Source organism: Mesorhizobium waitakense, from assembly GCF_056431085.1.
The window spans coordinates 21,899-43,509 of sequence record NZ_JBWKME010000176.1 but is presented as its reverse complement, the minus strand read 5'-3'; the positions used below and the strand labels follow the sequence as shown (position 1 = coordinate 43,509).

Here is a 21,611-nt window from a genome sequence, read left to right as displayed (position 1 = left end):
GGGACGGTCGAATTTGGACCCAATCCCTTCCTTGACCAACACGGATACTCTAGGTCAGGTGATGTGCCGGAGCAGGCTGAAAATCCGCTCGAACGTCTTGCCATAGGGCGGACGCAGCAAGCCTCCCGCACTCAGCCGCGACTGCAGGAAAACCGGTTTCTGCTTGCTGAAGGCGCGGAAACCCCATTCGCCGTGATAGGCGCCCATGCCGCTGGCGCCGACGCCGCCGAAGGGCTGGTTCTCCTGCACCAGATGCAGCATGCAGTCGTTGATGGTGACGCCGCCGGCGACCGTCTCGTGCAGGATGCGTTGACGGTTGCCGCTGTCGCGCCCGAACCAGTAGAGCGCCAGCGGCCGGTCCGCGCGGTTCACATGGTCGATCGCATCGTCGACGGTGGCGTATTCGACGATCGGTAGCACCGGCCCGAAAATCTCCTCGCGCATCAGCCGCAGGCTCGGGCCGGCATTGCGGACCAGGGTCGGCAGCAACTTCCGGCTGGCGGTGCCGAGTTCCTCGCCGGCCGGGTTGATTTCGACGACATCGGCGCCGGTATCACGGGCTTCGGCAATCATCTCGCGCAGGCGCTGGTGGTGCCGGTCACTGATGATGGCGGTATAGTCGGGATTGTCGCGCAAGGTCGGGTAGAGCCGCGCTATTGCCGTCGCGAGCTTCGCGGCGATGGTGCCTGCCTGCCCTTGCGGCACCAGCAGATAGTCCGGCGCGATACAGGTCTGCCCGGCATTCAACAGCTTGCCATAGGCGACGCTGGCTGCCGCCGCATCGAGGTCGCAGGACGGATCGAAGATCGCCGGCGACTTGCCGCCGAGTTCGAGCGTAACCGGGGTCAGGTTGGCGGCGGCGGCGATCGCAACCTGGCGGCCGACCGCGGTCGAACCGGTGAACAGCAGATGATCGAAAGGCATCGACACGAAGGCCTTTCCCATCTCCGCATCCCCGGTGATGACGCTGAGTTCGTCGGGCGCGAAATGCTCGCCGGCCAGTTGCGCCAGCAACGCCGAAAAAGCCGGAGTCAGTTCGGACGGCTTGACGAGCACGCGATTGCCGGCGGCAAGTGCCGCGGTCACCGGCGCGACAGCAAGCTGGAAGGGGTAGTTCCAGGGCGAGACGATGCCGACGACACCGAGCGGCTGCGCGACGAGGCGGTTTCTGCCCGGCAGGAACGGCATGGTGGTGGCAACGCGACTTTCGCGCATCCAGCTCTTCAGATGAGACAGCGTATGGCGGATGCCGGCGCGCACGACAAACAGTTCCGCAAGGCGCGTCTCGTGCGCGGAGCGGCCTCCAAAGTCGGCGTCGATCGCGGCGCAGATGTCGGCCTCATGCCGCTCGGTCAGCGCCAACAGGCGTTTCAGGCGGTCCTTGCGGACGCCAATGTCCGGGAAAGGCTGCGCCTCGAAGGCGGTACGCTGCAGCTGAAACCGTTCGCCGAGAGCATCTTGTCTGGTCTGCAGCATAGAGCGCCCTCCCTGGCCTTGGTCGGGACAAGTTTACATCGCAGCGGGTGGGGGAATCCAGCGGGGTGCAGGTGTCGCAGGGGAAGGGACAGCCTCTGTCTCCAACATGGGGTCCATCGCCGCCATGATGCAGTCCGACGATGTCAACGAACCGAGGTTCCCGCAAAGGGCCGTTGTGGTTGGATGACGGCTGCGCTACTCCAAAGCGTCACGCGGAGAGTCGTTTTGATCGGTTTCCACATCCTCTCCAATCCACCAAAAATCGTTTCCGGCCCGGTGTCCGGCTGATGCAGGCACAGGCAGCGAGCGTTCGGGCCGAGGACCCCAAGCGGCGCGTCCTGAAGGATGTGTTCGGCTTCGATGATTTTCGCCCCGGCCAGGCCGATGTCATGGATGCGCTACTGGCCGGGCGTCATGTTCTGGCCGTCATGCCGACGGGTGCGGGCAAGTCGCTTTGCTACCAGGTGCCGGCGCTGGTTCTGGGCGGGCTCACCATCGTCGTTTCGCCGCTGGTGGCGTTGATGCAGGATCAGGTCGCCGCCTTGCGCCTTGCCGGCGTTGCCGCCGATACGATCAATTCCTCGATCGACCGAGAAGCCAATGTCGCCGCCTGGCGTCGCGTCGCGGCGGGCCAGACGCGGCTGCTCTATCTCGCGCCGGAGCGGCTGATGACCGAGCGGATGCTCGATGCGCTCGCCAGGCTCGACGTCAGCTTGATCGCCGTCGACGAGGCGCATTGCATCTCGCAATGGGGGCCGGCGTTCCGGCGCGAATATGAAGATCTGTCGCGGCTGCGCGGCATCTTTCCCAACGTGCCGATCATCGCTCTGACGGCGACGGCGGACGAGGGCACGCGCACCGACATCGAGGCGCGGCTGTTCGCCGAGCGTGTCGAAACCCTGGTGCTGGGCTTCGACCGGCCGAACATCAAGCTTGGCATCGCCGCCAAGCAGGACAGCAAGCGCCAGTTGCTGAGCTTCGTCGAGCGCCACCCCGGCCGCAGCGGCATCGTCTATTGCCTGTCGCGCAAGAAGACGGAGGAAATGGCGGCCTTCCTCGAGAAGAACGGCGTCACCGCGCTCGCCTACCATGCCGGCATGGGCAAGGACGCGCGTGATGCCAACCAGAACAGCTTCATGACCCTGTCCGGCGTCGTCATGGTGGCAACCATCGCCTTCGGCATGGGCATCGACAAGCCTGATGTCGCCTATGTCTTCCACACCGATCTGCCGGGCAGCCTGGAGGCCTATTATCAGGAAATCGGCCGCGCAGGCCGCGACGGGCGACCAGCCGAGGCGCATATGCTGTTTGGCCTTGGCGATATCCGCATGCGGCGGATGTTCATCGACGACGAGGATGCGCCGCCCGAGCACAAGAGGCGCTCGCATGGCCGGCTCGACACGCTGATCGGCTATTGCGAAACGGCGCACTGCCGCCGCCAGGTGCTGCTCGGCTATTTTGGCGAGGAAGCGCCGCCTTGCGGCAATTGCGACACCTGCCTCGACCAGGCGCCGCGCGCCGATGGCGGAGCGGAGGCGCGGATCATCCTGGCGGCTGTCGCGCAGAGCGGAGAACGCTTCGGTGCCGGCCATGTCATCGATATCCTGCTCGGCCATGAAACCGAGAAGGTGCTGGCTAGGAACCACCAGAGGCTCTCAAGCTTCGGCAGCGGACTGGCGCACAAGAAGGATTTCTGGCTGTCGCTGATCCGGCAACTCGTCGCGGGTGGTTTCCTGATACCGGATCCGGGCGGCCATGGCGGCCTCGCCATCGTCGAAAAAGGCCATGCGCTTGGCCGTGGCGAAATGCCGTTCCACTACCGCGTCGAAGTGCGCAGCCCCGCCTTGCGGGGCAAGATGCGGTCCGCCCAGGCCGCGGACATGGAAGGCGTGGATGCTTCGCTGCTGGCCGCGCTGAAGACGCTGCGGCTGCGCCTCGCCAAGGAGCGTCAGGTGCCGGCCTATGTGGTGTTTTCCGATCGCACGCTGATCGACATGGCCGAGCGCCGCCCGGCCCATCTCGACGCCTTCGCCGAAGTGAATGGCGTGGGGGCGGCGAAGCTCAAGGAGTTCGGCCAGGTTTTTCTTGCCGCAATCGCGGGCCACCAGTCGGGTGGCTTGGGCTGAGGGCGACACGCGTCGGCAGCAGCGCATCTCATTGTCGCACTCTTCGTGCATCCGACGGGAACAAGCGCACTGCCATTTTCCGGCGGCGAAACCGATCCGCAAGCCAGCCATTTTCGTGGCCACCTTACGGATCCGTAATGTCGCAGCGAAGCGCCGATAAGCTAACAATCCAACAATGAGGCACGGAGAATGCGAAGGGTGAGCATTTGAATGGGGCAATGTCGCCATCGCCGCCGCGGGTTCATCGCAAACGGCAGACCTCCGGCTTTCGACGCGGACTAAACCGATGCGTCCATACGATCAAGTGGGCGGCGCTTCGTTGGATATTCCGCCGCGACATCGCCGCCATCCAGTCCAAACTCGGTGCCGAACCCTTCGCTGCAATCCTTCAGAAGTATCCAGACATTCCCCTGAAGCCCGTCCGATCCTACCTGACGACTGGGCTGAGGCGCGGGCATCGTCGGGTCGCCGTCGTCGGTCACTATGTCGCGGCGGCGCAACTTTTCACCGACGCGGCCCTGATCAGCAGCCACACAGGCGGCCAACAGTTGCTGGATCTCTCGACCCCGGCGGGCAACGTCACGGTTGAACTGACCGGCCAGGACAAGTTGTACCGGGAGGCTGAGTGTCGCCTGCTCCTGCGCATGGCCGGGCGGCCAATCACCGAGATGGGCCTTGCGATTGTGGATAGACCGCTCCTGCGGCTCAGCGGGCAGGGACACGTGCTTTGGATCGGTGCGCTCAAGTCCGCATCAGTTGGAGTGCAAGGTCTTGATGATGCGCGCACGCTGACGAAGGCCATGGAAGGACTGCGACCCAAAACATTGTTGCTGCTGGTGGCCCAGGCGCTCGCACGCTCCCTGAACATTTCCGGTCTTGTTGCCGCGTCGAACGCGGGCCATGTCTTTGCAAACGACTTTGCCCTGCGCCACCGCATTTCCGCAGACTACGACAGCTTCTGGGCCGAATCCGGGGGCAGCCGGGTCCACATGACGATGTTCGATCTGCCCCTTACGAAAACGCAGCGTGATCCGGCCGAATACAAACCGAACAAGCGGGCGCAGCTACGCAGGCGTCAGCATCTCGAGCTGGAGATCGCCCGCCGAGTGGGCGAGGCGATCAAGCCATTGCGCCGAATCTGACAACCTTGCGGACCTTGCGAAATCGTACGCCGCCGGCAACCTGTCGGTAGCCTGCGGCCCTGGCCATCAGGCCCATTCACGTTATGCCCGATACAAAAGCACCGCCACGGTGGCGTCAACCGGTTACACAGGGCAGGAATTATCTCCGACCTTCTGGGAGGAGTGGCGTTTCAGCGTCCCCAGAGGCTGCGTGGGCGTGTCGTCGGTTGGCTGTAGCGCGGCGACTGGAACGCTCCACGCCTCGCAAGCGGAATAGCGAAATCTTGTGAAGGCAAGGTCAAGCTGCGTTCTCCGTTCTGTATCGGCGACGGGCGGAGACTGGGAGAGATGGATACCATGCACGGGAGGCGTCTGGAAGTTGGCAGGGCATGGATGCGGGGCGGCCCGCGTGCAGGCGCCTGGCTGAGCAGTGAAATGACCACGCAGCGCCACCTCGCGGCGATCCTGGCTTGCGACGTGGTCGGCTATTCGCGGCTGACGGAGCGCGACGAGCGCGGCACGCTCGAGCGGCTGAAGATCTACCGTAAGGACCTCCTCGAACCGCTGGTCTCCGAGCACCAGGGTCGGATCGTCAAGCTCACCGGCGACGGCATGCTGTGCGAGTTCGCGAGCGTCGTTAACGCGGTGACCTCGGCGATGGCGATCCAGCAGGCCCTGGCAGAACACGAGGCGGAGACGCCCGAGGAAGAGCGGATACGCTTGCGCATCGGCATCAATCTCGGCGACGTGGTCTGCGAGGAGGACGGCGACCTCTACGGGGACGGTGTCAACATCGCCGCCCGCCTCGAAAGCGTCGCCGATCCCGGCACCGTGGTCGTCTCGGGCACCGCTTACGACCACCTTGAGGGCAAGCTCGACTGCGGCTTCACGCCGCTCGGCGAGCTGCGCCTCAAGAACATCGAGCGGCCTGTGCGCGCCTACCGCGTCGAGACAGACGCCAGCGCCTCGGTGGCTGCACCGCCTGCCCTGCCCGAGAAACCCTCGATCGCGGTTCTGCCTTTCACCAACATGAGCGGCGACCCCGACCAGGAGTACTTCGCCGACGGGCTGGTGGAGGACATCATCACGGGATTGAGCCGGGTGAACTCCTTCTTCGTGATCGCCCGCAACTCGTCCTTCACCTACAAGGGCCGGGCGGTGGACCTGCGCCAGGTCGGGCGCGAACTGGGCGTCCGCTACGTGCTCGAAGGCAGCATCCGCAGAGCAGGATCGCGGGTACGCATCAGTGGGCAGTTAGTGGACGCTATCAGCGGACACCATGTCTGGGCCGACCGCTTCGAGGGCGACTTGAGCGACATCTTCGACCTGCAGGACAAGGTGACCGAGAGCGTCGTTGGCGCTGTCGAGCCGAGCATCCGGCTGCAGGAGATCAAGCAGGCGCGCATGAAGCCGACCGACTACATCAGCGCCTACGACCTCTACCTACGCGCGCTGCCGCGCTTCTACAGCATGACGCGCGAAGGCTTTGCCGACGTGCGCCGGCTCATCAACGAGGCGCTCAGCATCGACCCTGGCTTCAACTTGGCAAAGGGACTCGGCGCCTATATCCGCAGCCTGTCCGTGAGCCAGTGCTGGCACGAGCCCGACGATGTCCGAGTCGCCGTGCGCATGGCGCGCGAGGTCCTGGCGGAAGCGCGCGACGACCCCACGAGCCTGCGCTTCGCCGCGCAGGTGATCGCCTACAGCGCGAAGGACTACGAGATGGCGCTGGGCGCGATCGAACGATCCCTGCTGCTCAACCCCAATTCGGCCCAGGGCCATACCGGCAGCGGCTGGGTAAACGCACATGCCAGCCGCCCGCTCGTCGCGATCGAGCACTTTCACAGGGCAATGCGGCTGAGCCCGGTCGATCCCGAGAAGGGCATCGCGCTCTCCGGCATCGGAATGAGCTACCTGATGCTCGAGCGCTACGAGGAAGCGCTGGCATGGGGAGAACGCGCGCTGCACGAGATGCCGAACTACGGCTCCTCGCACCGGGTGGTGATCATGGCGCTGGTCAAACTCAACCGGCTGGACGAGGCGCAGGCAGCGGCGCGGCGGCTGATGGAGGCGTTTCCGACCTTCACGCTCACCCTGCAGAGACAGATCAACCCGTGGCTGGACAAGGTGTTCGCCGAGCGTTACGTCGAGGCGCTGGGCATCTCCGGCGTGCCGGAGTGATCGTCGCGCCCGCTTGTCCGAGGGATGAGCGCGTAGAGCAGCCCTGAAGAGCCGGCGAGCTCTCTGTTGGGTTCGCGTCGAACTTCCGTGCGGCACCGCCATTTGGAAGGAGCCTGGGAAGTGAAGGCTTTTCAGATGGTTAGAGGACCTATTGCGAGACTGGCGGAGAGGGAGGGAGAAGAACCCGAAAATCCGCCCCGTAACGCTTTCAAAGACTTAGGCCATTTCGCCAACCTGGAAGCTAATGAAAATGTACCAGAAGTCTGTACCAGAGCCAGTAGAATGTGCGTTGCTCGCAATTTGATTTCCCATCGAAATTTCCACCAATTTTCAGCCGATAGGACGGCCTAATCCGCCGCCGGTTGCGATACTGGCTCGAGATTCTGAAAACCACTCAGAGGGCGAGCGAACTGGAGCGGCCATTCTCGCCAAGGTGGGGGCAGGTTCGGTTGTTTCAGGCTGGCGACGCTCCGAGCGGCGCGGCAGGCTTTGACGGACTGAGAATTGCCCGATCCATCTGACTTGGAAAAACGGTAAGTGAATCCGAGTTCTACAGCCGCGCATCAAGTTTCCTCTCGCGCAATCCGTATTTTCGCGAACTGTCGAATAAAGTCTGACGGCACGCACCATTCCCGATAGCCCTTACCCTCTTCGACCAATTCGAAGTCATCCAAGACTGACAAGGGAACGCCAAATTCAACGGCGATCGTAGTCCTTCTGGTAGGGGCGACCCCCTCGTTGGCGTCCAAGGGGCAATCTGAAAGCCAGACCCCGCGCAATCTGATCTCGGTCATGTAGTGGCCATCGCCATCTCGGAACCCATCGCGCAGAATCAACACGGCGCGTTCATAGGCAGTCACGTGAAAAAGGGTTCGAGTTTCCTTCATTAACATTGACCCGTGGCGCGGCACTCATGTCGTTCGACAAAGAGCAATGTTAAACCCGGCGAACGCAAGAGGGTAATAGCAATTCGGCCCGAAATTCTGCTCGCACCACGCCAGGCCGGGCGGTCGCCGGATAACCCTCTCTAGCCCAGACCTACGCCCCTAGACGGTGGCACGTCTGTAAAAACCGGCCCAGCAAGGGGTGGGATCGCACAGTGTGCGGCGAACAGCGCGTCGTTTTCACTACCCCCGAACGATTGCCGGCTGACCCTACAAAGTGCGATCAACTTGCGGTAGCGTTAGGGCGTCAGAGTCGTGCACAATTGTTGATCGGGGGGTGTTTTGAGAGAACCTGAATTCAAGGCTTGGATGGAGGCTGAAGGCTATTCGAAAGCCACTGTCACCACACAAATGACCGACGTGCGCCGCCTTGATCAGGCATATGGCAATCTAGATGATCTCCCCGATGGTCAGACGCTTACGAGCGTTCGCGAATCCCTTGCCTATTCAAAGGCCGACGAGCGCGCCGGAAAGCCCAATCCTTGCAAGTTTGAAATCGATGGCAATTTGTACGCCAATCTTGCGCACTATCGTGCTGCTCTGAACTTCTACCAGCGGTTTCTGAATGCCCAATCGACGCTGCTCGCCGGGCCCATATTTGGCCTCACTCAGCAGGATATTCTTGATGCCATCGGTCGCTGCGACTCCGCAGGCTCCGTGGAGGCGTTTATCGCCAGACACGAGGGACTAGGACTTCCATCTAAATACTGGCTACTGCATCGCGGAAAGCGCTTTCCGAGCAAAGCGATCGTCCGCGACGCCTTGAGCTACAACAAGAGTGACGCGAAGCCCGGCGGTGGCGAGTGCAAGGCGGCGCTCGATGCGTTGGGATTCGTCGTTATCGATTGGCCGGAGTTCCAGTCCCTGCAACATACCTTTCTAACCCGGATGGTCGACTTCGAAGACTTCCGACGACAGGATGGTGACTACTGGAGGCTAGAGCGCGGCTACAAAAACCAGGCGATCGAAAAGGTACGAAGGATCGCGGAATCTTCAGCCGACGATCCCACAGCCGGTGAGCAAATCTATAGGGCTCTTAGTGTTGAAACCAATGAGGGGTTGCCGCTGAGCTGGCGCACGCTGGCAGAAGTGCAGAGAGCAGACCCTAGCTTGGGCGAGAGGTTCTACAAGGTGGTTGCCATGCTTGCGCGTAGCAACGACGATCCGCTTACGGCGATCGCAAGCGGTGCAAGAGCGCTGGAGCAGTTGAAGGCTGAGGGTATTGGCGTCCTGCGTCGGGGAGAGGTTCTGGCAATCGCGATCAGCGTAGTCGGCACGGTCCGGCCAGAAGCCGCTAGCTGGCTTAAGGTCAGCCGCATTGAAGCTATGGGCATGCGCTTGTTCGGCCGCAAGCTTTTCGCGCATTCGCTGTTCGACCCGACTGATCTCGATGAATTTCTTCAACTCATGCGAGAGCTATTTGCGCTGTTCGCCATAGAAATAGAATGGAATCCTGCCGACTTGTTCGACGTACAAGGTTTCGTCTGGGTCTCCCTCGAAGAAAAACCGGGCAAGGAAAAAGAGCAGAGCACAGAAACGGTTGTTACCATTGACAATGCCCCCCTCGTCTCAACTGGACCCTTCTGGTTTGTCGGCGCGGCCTACGGTGGTGTTGAAGATCAGGTGGGACGTTTTCTCGCCGATGGTATCTGGGACATCAGAAACCCTAGCGATCGTCAACGCGAGCAGGTGGGTCGGATGCAGCCCGGTGAGAGGATCGCGATCAAGGCGACCTATGTCCGAAAGCATGAACTACCTTTCGATAGCCGTGGCCGACCAGTTTCTGTCATGCAGATCAAGGCCATCGGTACAATTACAGCCAACCCGGGCGATGGAGAGCGGGTGAAGGTGGCTTGGGAGCCCGATTACACTCCACGGGAATGGTACCACTACACTTACCAGCCCACGATTTGGGAGGTCTATTCGAATAAGGAGATGGCAAGACGCCTGATCCGTTTTACCTTCGAAGATGAGCCCCAAGATCACGAATGGTTCCACCAAAATCTCTCGAGGTGGGGCGGTTCCTCTGAAGAGGCGGCACCGGCACCGGATCCGGTCAAACGATCTCCGATTAACCTGATCCTTTACGGCCCACCAGGCACTGGCAAAACCTATCGTACGATGGCTGACGCTGTGCGTTTATGTCGTGGGCTAGCCGACAACGATCCGCTGCTCACCGCTACGGAGCGGCGGCAGGAACTGCGGCAAGCCTATGACGAACTGCGAGGGCAAGGGCAGATCGGCTTCGTTACCTTTCACCAGAACTACGCGTATGAGGACTTCGTTGAAGGGCTACGCCCCAAGCCGCTAGCCGATGGTATTGGCTTCACACTAGTGGCCGAACCCGGGATCCTGCGTCGCATTGCGGAAGCTGCCGAGGCTAGCGCGGAGGAACATGTGCTGGTCATTGACGAGATCAATCGAGCCAATATTTCTAGAGTCTTCGGCGAGCTCATCACTTTGATTGAGCCGGACAAGCGACTCGGCATGGAGGAGGGGTTGCGGCTAACGCTTCCCTATAGCGGCGCCCGCTTTGGCATTCCCGCCAACCTTCACATCGTTGGAACCATGAATACGGCCGATCGATCGATTGCGCTGCTCGATACCGCGCTCCGTCGCCGGTTCGAATTCCGCGAGTTGATGCCGGACGCTTCCTTGCTCGGCATGGTCGATGGGATAGACCTCTTCTCGTTGCTGTCGCAAATCAACGAGCGGATCGAATACCTCTTCGACCGCGAGCATCAGATCGGCCATGCATACTTCATTCGCTGCCGAAGCCGCGCTGACATCGACAATGTCATGCGCCACAAGGTGATCCCGCTGCTTGGGGAATATTTCTACGATGACTGGGGGAAGATTGCCGCGGTACTCGGGGACGGGGATGACAGCGAAGGCGATAGAGAAGGAGGCTTCGTGGACCGCCGGCAGCTCAAGCGACCAGCAGGCATGGGCGGCGAGGACGACACAGCTCCTCGCTACCGTTGGAGGGTTCGCGACAGCTTCAAGTATGATCGGCTCGTGGGGGGATGATCCGGCGCACAATCCTCGAGTGGGAGAGGCTGCCTTATGGCGACGGGCCAGGCGCCATCCCGGTCAGTGCTGCCGACCGGATCGCCGCAATAGCTGCCGTGTCTCCGCTCGCTGGACGCGGCGGCGGGGGTGTCATCGAGCATGGGCGCAACGCCCTGCGTGCACGGGGCGTTGTCGGCGTAATAGCAGCTAACGGCTGCGCGCTCGAAATCCTGCCAAAGATTGATTTCGCTGGCCAACAGGGAGATCAAGCGAAGGGTAGTATCCGCCGCCGCCTCGTTCACATGCTGGCCGTCGCGCTCGATATAAAGATCGACGCAGGCCAGGTCACCGCGCTCGGCTGGCAGCGCGAGACCCTACTCGAAATCCTGATCCGCCTGTTCTCCGAAAAGTTGGTGGACGCAGTCCGCCAGGGAATGCCTCGGCTTTACGTCGAACAAGCGAACGATCTGTTTGTCCTACGCGGTCGTCTCGATGTGATGCGGCAGTTTACAACGCTGGCAGCCGAGCCATCACGGCTGGCGTGCCGCTACGATGCGTTGACGCCGGACATCGCACTCAATCGCATTATGAAAGCTGCCATTGGTCGGTTAGCGCGGGTCGCACAAACCGGCGACAACCAGCGTCGACTGCGCGAACTGAACCTCGCCTATGCGGATATTGCCGAAGTGCCTGTTGCGGAACTACGATGGGACCAGGTCCAACTCGACCGGACCAATGCGCGCTGGCGCGAACTCCTGAACCTCGCACGCCTGTTGCTGGGTGAGCGCTTCCAGACCACTTCAGCCGGTGGACAGGATGGCTTCTCGCTGCTGTTCGAGATGAACACACTGTTCGAGGAGTATATCGCGCGGATGCTGAAGCGCACTCTGGCCTACGATGATCTTCGTGTCGTGAGTCAGGGAGGGGGGCTCCACTGCCTCGAATCCGAGGATCGCCGCCGTCTCTTCCAGACGCGCCCAGATATCCTGTTGAAACGCGGCGATACTGTCGTTCAGGTAATCGACACCAAGTGGAAGCGAATAGCCGCCCGAATCGACGACCCCAAGCAGGGCGTCTCGCAGGCCGACGTCTATCAGATGATGGCGTACGGGCGACTATATCAATGTGCCCACCTAACGTTGCTCTATCCGCATCATCTCGACTTACCTCCAGACGACGGGGTTCTGGCCACCAATGTGATCACCCGGAGTGATCATCGCCTCGAAACAGCTACCATCGATATTGGCCGTGCCAACGAAATTGGCCCGCGACTGAAGCGACTTGTCCACAAATCAGAGCCGATCTTTGAGGAGTGATGACTCCTCTCTCTGGCCCGCACTCGCGCCTAGCCTCGCGGCTATGAAGGACCTATTGGCGTCGGCGATATGCTCTGTCCCGGCTCCGCAGCGAGAGCGGTACGAAAGGTTTTGGAATGAAAGTCAGCGAATTCATCGACACCTACTCGGATGATCTGATCAACCCGCGAGACGGGCCGGAGAAGACGGCCACGAGCAGCTGACGAGACACCGCGAACTCGCACCTGAGGCCCTAGCCTTCTGGCGTGAGTATTGGGCGAGAGCTGTCGAAGGCAGCGGACTTGACCAGGCGAAAATCGAGCGGGCCTTGGCTGAACTTGCGCGAACCTCCGACGAAAGCGCGTTGGCAGATGCAAGCAAGCAGGACGGCTTGTATACGACGCTGTTCCGAACATCATGCCCGTTACGCTGCTGGCCCTGTATCTTCCAATTGTCGATCCAGAGAATACGGAGAGCTATCTTCTGGAATCCGATCGGCGCGCTGCGCCTTTCGACTTGGTACGCGCGCGTACAGCACCATCGCGCACGCGAAGATCAACTCGATTTCTATGACCGCATGCGGGAGGAGTTTGCGCAACCGACCCGTAGTCTGACAGCAAGATGATTGCATAAGGCTGCGGCGCGCCGGGATTTGCTCCGGATTAACCGAGCCAAGGTCCCAAATGGCGAATACACCGAGGGGATTTCGTCCTGGGCGGCCTTGGTCAAGGTGGCCTGATGGATTGGATACTGGTCAAGATCGGCGAGTGGCGTGCCTTTGCCGGCCTTTGGCGTGGGGTTGAATGCGACGAAGACAGCCCTCGTTCTGTAGACCGAGCCGGTGAGGATCGTTGGTATCGAGTTGTCAACGTGAGCCCGACGACATCATTTATTTCCAAGCTCGGGGGTAGCTGGTACTGGGCTCTGTGAAATGCGGGATGGTGTCAGGGCATCATCAGCAGGACGATATGAGGCAACCTAGCGCTCTGTTGCCCCCGGAACCCAGGTTCTTCACATATAGCCCAGGTCCACAGCGCGTTGGAGGCATTCTGCATAACGCTTGCGGTCTCGTGAGCTTTGTGTGATGCACGCTGCCGCGACTGGGTCGTATTGACGAGCCAAAAGGCAAAGGATCGCTGCTTTTTGGATCGCTTTGATCTTCCGCAGATCGCGCCCCACGATCTCGCCGGCGGTCAGTAGGCATTCGTCGCCATCACGTTGAGCAGCATTCCAGAAATCATCGCGAATACCGTGTTTGCTATCGGCCATCGCCGGCGCCCACAAAGACGCGGCGGCGAGAGCGGCGATGATGATCATTTTCATTCTGTGTACGCCCCATGGCACCCGTTACCCATGGCTTTCAGCGTAGAAGGCGCTCCTTTGTCAATCGCTCGCCAATGGTTGCACGTTTGGTCCAAGGGTCCAACGCAAAATTTTCCCCCATTTTTGCGGCGATCGAGCGGCTTAGTCCTTCGCCAATTTCGAACTGGACCCGAAATTCAGTCCAGGCCTTTGTCGGATTTTTGGCGACCACACGGCCGCATCCCACTTTCCCGGAGGGATTGGGGGTAGATGGAGCCGGAAGCCCTGGGCGCCCCTTTATTTCGGAAGGCTGCGGCTCACTAGGTAGTGGGGAAGACTAATCGATCCCTCCCGAAACTCCGGTCCAGATAGAAGCCGAGGCCGCGTGATGCCGCAATTCTACTGAGCCAGACGGGCGGCGCATCTCGGAGGCGAAGGTGATTTCCCGCTTGCAATCCAGACCGTCCAACCCAGTCAAAGCAGACAGCTAGAGCTACAGCTAGGTGAGCAAAGTCCGGGCATCGGAGATGCGCGCGGATCACCACTTGCGAAGAGCGCTCCCCCAACGTTACCTTGGGAGTTTGTCTGGAGGTGCGTCCGCATGCGAAGGGTTACCTGTTGGCTCGCTGGTCTCCTTTGCATTATGAGTCTTGCAACTGACGCATGGCCACTTGGATTCAGGGAGAAGTCACCAAACGTAGACCGCCACCTGTTGGGCCTTGACGTGTCAAGGGTGGCGACCGATCGCTCGAAAGGAGGCTTGCCAACTGCGCTGCCCTTGATCAGAGCTAATTCGGGTCCTGTCGACGATGCGATGAAGCAGTTCCTCGCGACAGTGCTGGCCGAAACCGAGGATATCTGGGCGGGCATCTTCAAGGCCCAAGGCCTGACATACGAGGATCCGAAGCTGGTACTATTCAGCGGCAGCATTACCGCGGCCTGTGAGGACGTATCGGCACCTACCGGCATTTTCTATTGCCCAGAAGACCACAAAATTTATCTAGACGTCGTTCGCTTTCAAATGGTCGGCCAAATGGGTATCAAAAGCGAGATCGGATATGCTTTCCTGCTTGCACGGGAAGTTGGCCACCATGTGCAGAACCTTACCGGCATATTGTCCAAGTTCAACCAAATGCGGCGGCAGATGAACGAGGCCGACGCGAACCGGCTGTCGGTACGCGTGGAGTTGCAGGCAGACTGCTTCGCCGGCATCTGGGGACATTACATCCAACAGAAAGGAATCCTAGAACCCGGCGACCTCGAGGAGGCGCTTTATGCATTTCATGAGCTTGGCGACGACACGATGCAGCTTAAGACGCTTGGGACCGCCCAGCCCCACTCTTTCACACATGGGACTTCCAAGCAGCGCCGGATCTGGTTTAAGCGAGGGTTCGACACCGGCAAGCTGAGTGCATGCGACACTTTCAACGAACCGGATCTGCCTAAAAACTAGTCCGCCGCGTCCTTCGGCATAGAAGCCAATAGTGCTTGCGCCCGCGCATTCCCCTTGCTAGCGGCCTGCTTTAGATAAATCTTGGAGAGTTGCTCGTCTTTTGTGGTTCCCTTTCCGGAAAGGTACGCTTCGCCCAAATACTCTTGGGCAAACACATTTCCGGCGTCAGCGGCCTTGAGGCCCCACTGAATGGCGAGTGCCTGGTCTTTGGGTATGCCATCCCCACGAGCGTAGGCAGACATAATCTCAGCTTGGGCGCCTGCATTGCCTTGCTGCGCGGCCCTCATAAACCACTCAAAAGCACGAGCCTTGTCGACGGAGCCGACGGAGCCATCACGATAGCAGAACCCAAGCAGGAGCTGCCCCCCCGCGTAACCATGTTCCGCAGAGCGCTTTGCCCACTCGCAACCTTTTGTCAAATCGACGGGGTTCCAAGTGCCGGCCATCAACATGAAGGCCAGATTGAATTCGGCAGCGGGAAGCGCCTTCTCGGCAGCTCGTTCATAGTACCCCTTTGCCCTTGCAACATCTTTGGTAAAGGCGACCTGCGGGGTGTAGGGATCGTAAAGGTTACCAAGATAAAACTCCGCGAGCGGTGCTCCGTCCTTGGCTAGTTGGTTCAGCTTTTCCAGTGAGGTAGGGTCCGCAATTGCCTTATCCCTAAGCGCGCCCATCTCAGCGTCGAATTGCTCATACGCCATGGGTAAACCCCATACCGGTCGTGGCATTTCCGAATGCTGAGCGGGACCCGCAAGCAGCCATGATGCCAGCAACACCGTTATGCCTTGCGGTCCTCCAACCCAGGCCAGACGATACCACTTGTCATCGGACCAAAGGGCTGAGTGGCGAAAAAGAATCTGCATCCGCGTCAGGCAATCGCTTGTTCAAAATCGGAAATCTCAAACCTGGTAAGGCTACTAGCAGGATTTGTGGCGATCCTAACGGATTGCGCTTCTCGCATGCGTTCGAGCAAAGATCGCATCTCACGCGCGTTTCCCCAATCCTCTCGGCCCAATGCGGTCCGTATCCAGGAAAGGAAGGCTCTCTCAAAGCTGGATGGCAAATCAAAATGCTGCTGTTGGGCCATCCGCTCGAAGATATGTAAAAGTTCTTCAGCCGAATAAGAAGGGAACTCAATTGTCTTACTAAATCGACTCGCCAAGCCAGGGTTCGATGACAAAAATCGACGCATCTCGTTAGGATATCCCGCGACGATCACCACGACGCGGTCGCGATTGTCCTCCATGAATTTCAATATCGTCTCAACAGCTTCCCGCCCGAAATCCGTGCCACCGCTGCCCGTAAGTGAGTATGCCTCGTCGACGAACAGGACGCCATCGAGGGCAGACCTGCATTTTTCGAGTGTCTTCAATGCTGTTTGGCCCACATATCCGGCGACTAGTTCCGCTCGGTCAACCTCTACCAGGTGCCCCTTTCGAAGCATTTTCAGCGATTTCAATATTTCGCCCAAGGCCCTGGCAATCTGGGTCTTGCCGACACCAGGAGGCCCTGTGAAAACCATGTGCAAACTTACTGTCGGGACCGGCAGCCCTGCCTCTTTTCGCATCCCTTCAACTTTCAGGCGGGCTATCAACTTGTTCACCTCATCCTTCACCGCCGAAAGCCCGACCATATCGTCCAACTGCTCAACCGCTGTAGTTCCTTTCGAAGCCGGCCGCCGGTCGACCTTCAGAAACGGCATTCGCGCAGTTGCCGACTGACTGTTTCCAGAACTGGCTTGATTGGTTGCAAGTCGGGCAGCGATATAGGTGATTGAACAGCCAGCCACGACTACTGCAAGGGCGCACAAAGTCCTCCAGACCAGTTCCGAACTAGAAAGCTGTTTAACCCAGTTAATCGGGCCGCTATCCGGATTGAGGATCCAGGAACTAATGACTGTGGCAGCCACGAGGACGATCAAGAAAGCGATCATTGATCCAAATGAAACCGACTTACTCATATCCACCTTCAACAAGCCTTATGGGGAGTCCAGACGACTTGCCTCTCTGCAGTGCCGACCAGAGGACTTATATGCCAGACGGGATCGAGAGCGACCGAGACGATGTCAACCGTCCCGAGCACTGATATCGCTCCTCGTCCAATACTGTACTCGACCGGAAATGGTATCGCGATTCGCTGAGGCGAGCGAGTTAGCTGGAATGGGGGGGATATGTACGATCCGGATCGAATTTGGATTATTCCGGGCGAAGCGCCGGCCGGCGCGAGAATCGTCACTTCGGCCAGCGGAGCCGGACATTTGTCGGTCGCATCGCCGAGCAGCGATCGAAAAGATGGGTTAAAAGTGTTGACCGCCGCTGCGCGATCCGAGGCTTCGATTTCTCTCAGCGTTAAGACAGATAGCACCCTATCAGCTTTTCGATTTAGAAACACTGGCGGGCTTAGAACTCCCACGCTGACTAGAGACAAAGCAGTGAGAAGCCCGCCAACGCAACTTACGATCACGGGGCTGAGCTGCAGCTTTGATCCCGTGCGACGCTCAGATCGAACTGATTGCTGTCGCGGAGTGCTTGCCGCTAAGTGTGCTGAGTTTGCCCCTTTTTCCCCCATCGCGCCTATCCCCTCGACCACAATAGTGTTTGTGGTGCAAAAAGCCAAGTATGGCACTCAAACTGGCTTGTTCTGGGCACGACAATCCGTATCGAGTTCCTTCCTGAGAGGAGGAGCGTTCCGGAGCGGGTCAGATTTCTGCGGTGGCCGGGGGTCAAGTTTCCTCATTACAATCCGTATTTTCACGAACTCCCGAAAAAGGGCTGCCGGAACGCTCCATTCCCGATAGGTCTTACCGTCTTCGGCCAATTCGTAATCATCCAAGATCGACAAATACCACCAATTTCAGCCGATAGGACGGCTTGGTTCGCCGACGTTTCCGAGGTTGATCCGAAATTTAGAAATCATGTCAGGCTGAGGGCCTCGGTAACGACACACGCTGCATCACGGGGCCTAGCCCGATAACGGGGTCTAGCCCGTTCCCGACCGTCCCCCTCCACGTTGAATTAGCTCATCAAGCTCTGCGTCAATCCACTGCTCATTTTCATCAATAGCTTGCTCGACTGCACTGATTAGTTCTTCTTCTGCGCCTTTCAGCACTAGGAAGTTCTTAACGCGTGCCAATCGCCCTCTTTGAGCAATTGCCTCTTCGGTTTCGTCGAGATTCTCAAGACGTGGCAAATCTGAGACTTTCATGGTGACTCCTTAAGGGTAAAGTATACCCCGTCTTGCGACATGGCACTAGCTAGAACCGTTTTTAGCATGAAGTCCTGACGCATGCCGGCCCCCCTGAATATTGGACGTGGATCCGCACTGTGCGGGATCGCAAGATCAGTGAAGGCCGCTGCGCGCTGTCAAAAGAAGCATCAAGTTGTCGAGAGCAAACCATTTTGCAGACCAATGCACTGCGGCGCGCCCGGGAATGTGCCCGACCAATATAGCCAACGTCCCAAAACAGCGCCTACACCTAGGTGATTTCGTTCTGGGCGGCCTTGGTCAAGGTAGGATGGAATGGGTGCTGTTCAAAAGCTGCGACTGGCGGTCCCTTGCCGGCCTTTGGCGTGAGTTGCATTGGTAGGAAAACAGACTGTTCGAAGCGCAGCGCCGATGAAAAAAGGTCCTAGAGGTGAAAATCTGACGCTAGGTACCCGATGCAAAAGGCGGGAAGGAATGGGTCTCGGAAGATTGTAGCTTTTTTGAAAATGAGTCCGAACTGTGTGATGCTCGGCATTCATTGAACGCTCCGCTTCTTGTAACCTCATTCGTAGCAACAGGGTTATGCCATGGACAAGGACGATAACGATGAACAGGCTTGGAGGTATGTTGGCAGATTTCTCCAGGATTTCGCCAGAATCGAAGTTCAAGTAGATGAGCTTTTTAAAGCTGTCTTTGCTCTCAATGATTGGGGTGCCTTGCTGCTTCAGAGCTCTCTAAGTATTGGTAAGAAGATCGAACTAATTGAAACTACGGTGCGGCACCAGAAGATAGACTACAAAGAAATCTTCAATTCGTTGCGCCATCATCAGAAGCTGCGCAACGTAATTGCACATTGCGTTTTCAACGGTGAGACGTTGGCTGGCGGTATTGATTTCATTTACTCTCACCCTGGGACGGGGAAGTTGAAATCGCTGCCTGGAAACCAGGATGGTGATGGTGACACTCTTCTCCCGTACGGCACGCTGGATGCACTGCATGAAGAAGCATTGCAGCTGCGTTCGAGGCTAGGGGACGCAGCAGTAGAGTGCACTCCTCAGAGATTTGAGGGTTATCAAGAGCTGCAGAGGGAAGTCAGCAGCATTCTGGATCAAGGTAGCAACATAATTCCCTTCCCAATCAGGGAAACACGGCCTCAAGGTGACGAAAATTAACTGTCCAATTCCAGGTTCCCTATCCGACATACTCATGCCGCGGGAACGAAGTCACCGCTCAGGAGGTCTTTAATGGCATTGAACTCACTTAGCCACGAAGGAATTTCCTCACAAGGCCGACTACTCGGTTTCGCTCGGAGCTGGGCCATCCCTGTGGATGACGGGTCTCAACCGCGAAGGCTCTGTCAGGGGTAGCCGAGACTTTTGTGTAACCGTCAAAAAAGCCCACCGCTCGGCTGGTGTAACCCAAGTCATCGAGCAGGCCACCCAAGGCTTCCCCGCAATAGCCAGAGGTCGCGAACAGGAGGACGCGAGGCGCCAGAAATTCAATCTCCTCTTTTAAGGCGCGGATATGCGGTTCGGAAATGGCAGGCCATCTGTGTGGAGGCGGCGGTCTCGAGCCTCCGACCTCGTCCATTTTGCAGATATTTGTCCACGCGATCCGACGACGGGACGAATCGATGAGATCGAGCATTTGCCAGAACGCTGACTTATTCCTTCTCTCAATCATCCATTTGGTCGATGCTGCCCCACTCGCGGCCTGGTCAGTGTTCGAGCCGACTAGGGCCCCTAGCGGCCCCGCGCTTTTCCCCACATAGAGCAAAGAGAAATTGCTTGAGGGATCGTATTCGGGCCCGACGCCGGTCGCAAAAACGCCAGGCGATGCCCAGCCCTCTTTGACTGCCGTACGATTGCATTCAGTTAGCTTCCTCCAAGTAGCCTTCGTGACGGGCAATTTTTTTTCCATGATGCTCCCCCTGGCATGCGGTCGATAGAACAGCGCTGCGTGAGCAGCCGGGGGGCACTACAACAATAGCCCTGCCGCGTTGCTCTCGAAAAGCCCGGCCTCTCGAATGTAGCGGGCAAGGATGGCATCGCTCGCGTGTCCGGTCTGCGCCCGGACTTTCCATATCGATGCTCGCCGACGTAACCAGCCCCGCCCGTAACGAGTGAGCCGAAAAGCCGGCCGGGTCGATGCCGCTCCCTCAAAATCAGAGCCACAGCCTCGCCAGACAGCCGCTCGTTGCTAACGCGGCCATGACGGGTCTGGCCGGCCCCTCAGCGATGCAGGCCAAGGTGTTGCAATCCGGCGACCGGGACACCCACCGCTTGGGCCCAAGCGGGATGGATCTTTTCGACCGACCCCCTCCTGGTCCGTCTTTGAACGCCGCAACTGGATGGTAATCCCCTGTCGGACATGCTCGACATCCTCCAGATCGAGGCCGACCATTTCGGACCGCCGGAAGCTACCTGCAAAACCGATCAGGAGCAAAGCGCGATCCGAACGAACCTCCATGTCCTCTTGCCACTGCCATTGGAATGACTGGACCTCACGACGTTTCGAAATTGGTTGAGATTTTGCCAATTCACGACCCTCGATAACACGCTGAGAATGCCCATCGTAACTGGGCGGGGACAAAATCGCCGTAAATTTTTCCCACCATTTTTCAGCCGATAGGACTGCTTGGCTCGCCGCCGGTTGCGAAGTCGGCCCGAAATTCTGAAACGATCTGAAGCCGGGGGACGCATCTAAGTCGGGCATACCTTTCCCGACGAGTAACTGGTTGATCACGCTCAACCTCTGGGATCTCTTCAAAGCACAGACGCCCGACGATCGCGAGATCGACGCTCCGGCTTCCAAGACCTGTGAACGATGCCGGGCATCCGGGCCAAATACCCTGATCTGCTCGCCGTCACTAGTCCCAGTTGGCAAGAGCCGGTAGAAACCTCGGCGCGTCGGTATTCCACTACCCCAACGAACGCAATGAGCCCAAAAATCGACTACACCGAGGTGATTTCGCTCTGGGCGGCCTTGCTCAAGGTGGGCTGATGGATTGGATGCTGGTCAAGATTGGCGACTGGCGTGCCTTTGCCCGCCTTTGGCGAGGGGTGGAATGCAACGAAGGCAGCCATTTTCATCGACCGAGCCGGTGAGGATCGTTGGCGAATGGCGGCTTGCCGTAAACTAATCGGTAGTGCTGGATAAGTTCGGCTTCGACAACACGTGGAACTTCGCCGGGTGTTTCTTTCTATGCGATGTGAAGGCGAACGACATTTGCGAGCTGCCAAACCAACCGGCCACCCCAATGACCGACAGCCTTCCCGGCACCGAAGCCTACGAATTGTCTCAGCCGTTGGCGAAGGTCATCGGCTTTGCCGATGTAGATGACTTCGGCATCGTCAACCCAGTTAGCGCTAAGCGCCTCAAGTGGAACCGACGGGTCCTTGCCTTTCAACCAGCCGCCACAGCTCTTGTCGGCAAATGCGACCGGGATTCCGGCGGGGTATTGTAGACGTGAACGGGGGCGGCTTTCGATTCGGAAT

12 protein-coding genes and 1 pseudogene are annotated in these 21,611 nt (G+C 59.0%); 8 read left to right on the top strand and 5 right to left on the bottom strand.

Annotated features, from left to right (window positions below; translation table 11 throughout):
- Positions 1–54 precede the first annotated feature (54 nt).
- On the bottom strand, positions 55–1,476 hold the full coding sequence (locus tag AC07FD_RS32465; RefSeq protein WP_478353165.1) for a coniferyl aldehyde dehydrogenase: 1,422 nt from the start codon (positions 1,474–1,476) through the stop codon (positions 55–57).
- A gap of 287 nt (positions 1,477–1,763) precedes the next feature.
- Here AC07FD_RS32465 and recQ point away from each other — a divergent pair, with 287 nt between their 5' ends.
- The 5 genes from recQ to AC07FD_RS32440 all read left to right on the top strand — a co-directional run bounded on the left by recQ (position 1,764) and on the right by AC07FD_RS32440 (position 12,176).
- The gene (gene recQ / locus AC07FD_RS32460; RefSeq protein WP_478353164.1) at positions 1,764–3,602 is read left to right on the top strand and encodes a DNA helicase RecQ; all 1,839 of its coding nucleotides are present in this window, start codon (positions 1,764–1,766) and stop codon (positions 3,600–3,602) included.
- 218 nt (positions 3,603–3,820) lie between these two features.
- Positions 3,821–4,744, top strand: coding sequence for a DUF535 family protein (locus AC07FD_RS32455; RefSeq protein ID WP_478353163.1), 924 nt, complete (start codon positions 3,821–3,823; stop codon positions 4,742–4,744).
- A gap of 414 nt (positions 4,745–5,158) precedes the next feature.
- Positions 5,159–6,904 carry an adenylate/guanylate cyclase domain-containing protein gene (locus AC07FD_RS32450; RefSeq protein ID WP_478353162.1) on the top strand — a complete coding sequence of 582 codons (1,746 nt, stop codon included), beginning with the start codon at positions 5,159–5,161 and terminating at the stop codon, positions 6,902–6,904.
- Between the two features lie 1,226 nt (positions 6,905–8,130).
- Positions 8,131–10,878 carry an McrB family protein gene (locus AC07FD_RS32445; RefSeq protein ID WP_478353161.1) on the top strand — a complete coding sequence of 916 codons (2,748 nt, stop codon included), beginning with the start codon at positions 8,131–8,133 and terminating at the stop codon, positions 10,876–10,878.
- A complete protein-coding gene (locus tag AC07FD_RS32440) occupies positions 10,875–12,176 on the top strand; it encodes an McrC family protein (RefSeq protein WP_478353160.1) in 1,302 nt (433 codons plus the stop codon). The genes AC07FD_RS32445 and AC07FD_RS32440 overlap by 4 nt, the downstream gene beginning before the upstream one ends.
- A 990-nt stretch (positions 12,177–13,166) precedes the next feature.
- Here the strand turns inward: AC07FD_RS32440 and AC07FD_RS32435 are convergent.
- Positions 13,167–13,478, bottom strand: a complete 312-nt coding sequence (locus AC07FD_RS32435; protein ID WP_478353159.1) for a hypothetical protein — start codon at positions 13,476–13,478, stop codon at positions 13,167–13,169.
- A 694-nt stretch (positions 13,479–14,172) separates the two neighbouring features.
- Here AC07FD_RS32435 and ypfJ point away from each other — a divergent pair.
- A pseudogene (gene ypfJ / locus AC07FD_RS32430) lies at positions 14,173–14,910 on the top strand (KPN_02809 family neutral zinc metallopeptidase); the annotation flags it as partial.
- On the opposite strand, the gene AC07FD_RS32425 reads toward ypfJ, so the two are convergent.
- The 3 genes from AC07FD_RS32425 to AC07FD_RS32415 form a co-directional block, all read right to left on the bottom strand.
- Positions 14,907–15,611 carry a tetratricopeptide repeat protein gene (locus AC07FD_RS32425; protein ID WP_478353158.1) on the bottom strand — a complete coding sequence of 235 codons (705 nt, stop codon included), beginning with the start codon at positions 15,609–15,611 and terminating at the stop codon, positions 14,907–14,909. The pseudogene ypfJ and the gene AC07FD_RS32425 overlap by 4 nt on opposite strands.
- Before the next feature lie 167 nt (positions 15,612–15,778).
- Positions 15,779–16,870, bottom strand: a complete 1,092-nt coding sequence (locus AC07FD_RS32420; RefSeq protein ID WP_478353157.1) for an AAA family ATPase — start codon at positions 16,868–16,870, stop codon at positions 15,779–15,781.
- A 1,019-nt stretch (positions 16,871–17,889) separates the two neighbouring features.
- On the bottom strand, positions 17,890–18,114 hold the full coding sequence (locus AC07FD_RS32415; RefSeq protein ID WP_478353156.1) for a hypothetical protein: 225 nt from the start codon (positions 18,112–18,114) through the stop codon (positions 17,890–17,892).
- 587 nt (positions 18,115–18,701) lie between these two features.
- Between AC07FD_RS32415 and AC07FD_RS32410 the strand changes: the two genes are divergently transcribed.
- A complete protein-coding gene (locus AC07FD_RS32410) occupies positions 18,702–19,286 on the top strand; it encodes a hypothetical protein (RefSeq protein ID WP_478353155.1) in 585 nt (194 codons plus the stop codon).
- Between the two features lie 2,087 nt (positions 19,287–21,373).
- A complete protein-coding gene (locus AC07FD_RS32405) occupies positions 21,374–21,580 on the top strand; it encodes a hypothetical protein (protein WP_478353154.1) in 207 nt (68 codons plus the stop codon).
- The last annotated feature ends 31 nt before the right edge of the window (positions 21,581–21,611 follow it).

Excerpts from the sequence above, each read along its gene's own strand:
- AC07FD_RS32415 (WP_478353156.1), bottom strand. The coding sequence starts at position 18,114 with ATGAAAGTCTCAGATTTGCCACGTCTTGAGAATCTCGACGAAACCGAA.
- AC07FD_RS32435 (WP_478353159.1), bottom strand. The coding sequence starts at position 13,478 with ATGAAAATGATCATCATCGCCGCTCTCGCCGCCGCGTCTTTGTGGGCG.
- AC07FD_RS32440 (WP_478353160.1), top strand. The coding sequence starts at position 10,875 with ATGATCCGGCGCACAATCCTCGAGTGGGAGAGGCTGCCTTATGGCGAC.
- AC07FD_RS32405 (WP_478353154.1), top strand. The coding sequence starts at position 21,374 with ATGACCGACAGCCTTCCCGGCACCGAAGCCTACGAATTGTCTCAGCCG.
- AC07FD_RS32465 (WP_478353165.1), bottom strand. The coding sequence starts at position 1,476 with ATGCTGCAGACCAGACAAGATGCTCTCGGCGAACGGTTTCAGCTGCAG.
- AC07FD_RS32410 (WP_478353155.1), top strand. The coding sequence starts at position 18,702 with ATGGACAAGGACGATAACGATGAACAGGCTTGGAGGTATGTTGGCAGA.
- AC07FD_RS32420 (WP_478353157.1), bottom strand. The coding sequence starts at position 16,870 with ATGAGTAAGTCGGTTTCATTTGGATCAATGATCGCTTTCTTGATCGTC.
- AC07FD_RS32425 (WP_478353158.1), bottom strand. The coding sequence starts at position 15,611 with ATGGCGTATGAGCAATTCGACGCTGAGATGGGCGCGCTTAGGGATAAG.
- AC07FD_RS32455 (WP_478353163.1), top strand. The coding sequence starts at position 3,821 with ATGTCGCCATCGCCGCCGCGGGTTCATCGCAAACGGCAGACCTCCGGC.
- recQ (WP_478353164.1), top strand. The coding sequence starts at position 1,764 with ATGCAGGCACAGGCAGCGAGCGTTCGGGCCGAGGACCCCAAGCGGCGC.
- AC07FD_RS32450 (WP_478353162.1), top strand. The coding sequence starts at position 5,159 with ATGACCACGCAGCGCCACCTCGCGGCGATCCTGGCTTGCGACGTGGTC.